The sequence below is a fragment of the Azospirillum sp. UFLA03-27 genome, assembly GCF_059803775.1.
On the sequence record NZ_JAUQTX010000453.1, the window covers coordinates 1 to 2,371 of the forward strand.

At 70.7% G+C, this 2,371-nt stretch carries 3 protein-coding genes; 2 read left to right on the forward strand and 1 reads right to left on the reverse strand.

Annotation, left to right across the window (positions count from 1 at the left end; translation table 11 throughout):
* Positions 1 to 37 precede the first annotated feature (37 nt).
* Entirely contained in the window at positions 38 to 1,132 is a 1,095-nt protein-coding gene (locus Q4I23_RS32195; protein WP_498528937.1) for a sulfotransferase family protein, read from the reverse strand.
* A gap of 206 nt (positions 1,133 to 1,338) precedes the next feature.
* Here Q4I23_RS32195 and Q4I23_RS32200 point away from each other — a divergent pair, with 206 nt between their 5' ends.
* Both Q4I23_RS32200 and Q4I23_RS32205 read left to right on the forward strand, forming a co-directional pair.
* Entirely contained in the window at positions 1,339 to 1,974 is a 636-nt protein-coding gene (locus tag Q4I23_RS32200) for an ABC transporter substrate-binding protein (RefSeq protein WP_498528938.1), read from the forward strand.
* 18 nt (positions 1,975 to 1,992) lie between these two features.
* The gene (locus Q4I23_RS32205; protein ID WP_498528939.1) at positions 1,993 to 2,364 is read left to right on the forward strand and encodes an NAD-dependent epimerase/dehydratase family protein; all 372 of its coding nucleotides are present in this window, start codon (positions 1,993 to 1,995) and stop codon (positions 2,362 to 2,364) included.
* The last annotated feature ends 7 nt before the right edge of the window (positions 2,365 to 2,371 follow it).

The window sequence follows — 2,371 nt, forward strand, 5'->3', positions numbered from 1 at the left end:
GTTCCCTCCCTCCCCCGCTTCGCAGGGGAGGGCCAAATCACGCCACACCGGCCCCCCAGCGCGCGACGAAGGGCGCCCATTCGCGGTCCACCCGCTCCCGCCCCTCGTCGGACAGGCGGTGGCGGTTCTTCGCGTAATCGCTCACCGCCCCCAGATACGCCTCGAAATTAGGCTGCGCCGCCGCGAAGCCCGGCAACTCCAACGTCTGGTACAGCCGCTCCACCTCCTCCAGCGGCGCGCGCTCGAACCGTTCGAACGGCACCTCGGCGAAGCGGTTCGCCGGCAGGTTGGCCGTGTCGTCGATCAGCGCCTGCATGATGCGCGGGTAATGGTCCAGCACCACCCGCTCCACGTCGATGTGCTCATGCGGCTGGAGCGCCAGCCGTGCCAGCAGCGTGCGGTAGAAGCCGACCGTCGACACGAACACCGCCCGCGGGTCGCGGTGGATGTGGATGAAGCGCGCGTCGGGCCAGATCTCCCGCATCATGGCGACCCGCGCGCTGTAGACCGGGTTCTTCAGCAGGATGCAGCGCCCGCCCTGGGCGATCGACACCTTCTCCAGGAAATAGAGGAAGCGGCGCTTCCAGGCGTCCCGCTCCGCCGCCGTGCAGCCGTCGAAATAGAGGCCGCGCCGCAGATTCTCGTCGAACCGCTCCGGGAAATAGAGGCCGTGGTAGAAGGAGACCGGCGACATGTTCGCCAGCGCGATCTCGTCCTCCTGCGGGCTGTCGGCCTTGACCGGCACGTTGTCGATGTAGCGCCGCTCCGGCAGGGCGCGGGCCAGCAGCGGCCGCAGGACCGAGCCCAGCCCCAGCATGTCCCAGGGCAGCCCAACCGCGAAGGGGTCGATGATGCCGAACTGCGGGTCGCGGCTCAGCACGTTGTAGAGATGGGTGGTGCCGCTGCGCCAATGGCCGAGGATGAAGACCGGCGGCGGCAAACCTGCGGACTTCCGGCGCCGCGCCGCCACCCACCCGGCCTCCGCCAGGGAGAAGGGCGCGCGCCCAAGGGCCGAGGCCAGCGCCGCCAGTGCCGTCGGCCAGCCGCGCCCCCGCGGCCCGCCGTTGCGCGTCAGCACGGTCAGCAGGGTGATGGCGTCGCAGCCATACAGCGGATGGTCCGGGATCGGCATCCATCCGCTTCCCCTCTTTGCTTGCCCACCCATCCGGACACCTCCCTTCGACAGCGCCGCTCAGGAGGATAGACCGGCCCGGACGCTGTTACATCCCACACGGACGGTTGAATCCGCCTGCCCCGAACGGGCAGATTTCCATCGACTCTTGCCGGAACAGGACGGGGCGCACCGCGATGACTGGGTCTTTCTCACGCCGAACATGGATGCGCGCCGCGCTCGCGCTGGTCGTCCTGGCGGCTGGCCTGCTGCCGGTCCCCGCCGTGGCGCAGCAAGCCCCCGGCACCGCAGCCGGCACCACGCCGGGCGCCCGCGCCACGGTGGCGCGGCTGAACGAGGCCATCCTGTCCCTGATGCGGGAGGCCGCGGGACGGGAGCCGGCGCGGGTGCGCCTTCAGCGCTTCCTGCCGGTGATGCTCGACACCTTCGACCTGGAAGCGGCGCTCCGCGTCGCCGCCGCTCCCTATTTCGACCAGTCGGCGGAGCCGGAAAAGCGGCAGGCGCTGGACGCCTTCGCCCGGCGCAGCGCCGCCCAGTATGTCGACCGCTTCGACAGCTACGACGGCCAGCGGCTCGAGATCGTCGGCGAGCGGCCCGCCCCGCGCGGGATGCTGCTGGTCGACACCGATCTGGTGCGCGCTGGCAAGACGCCGGTGCGGTTGAGCTACCTGCTGCGGCCGGAGGGTGACCGCTGGCGCATCCTCGACGTGCTGGCGAAGGGCACGGTCAGCCAGCTCGCCACGCAGCGCTCGGAGTTCCAGAGCACGCTGCGCGGCGGCGGGCTGGCCGCCCTGACGCGCGATCTCAACAGCAACGCCGACCGCATCCTCGGCGGGGCCTAGAGGCGGAGGCGGAGGCGCATGGGCATCACCCTCGTCACCGGGGGCAGCGGCTTCATCGGCGGGCATCTGGTGGCGGCGCTGGCCGCGCGGGGCGAGCGGGTGCGCATCCTCGACCGGCAGGAGCCGCCGCATGATCAGCCGACCGGTGTGGAGTTTCACCACGGCTCCATCCTCGATGCGGCGGCCATCGCCCGCGCGTTGGAGGGGGCGGTGCGGGTTTATCACCTCGCCGCCGTGGCAACCTTGTGGGACCGCGACCCGACCGTCTTCGACCGGGTGAACCGGCAAGGGACAATGGCGGTTCTGGACGCGGCGGCACGGACGCCGGGCTTGAGGCGCTTTCTCCATTGCTCGACGGAAGCCGTGATGCTGTCTCTTATACACATCTGACGCTGCC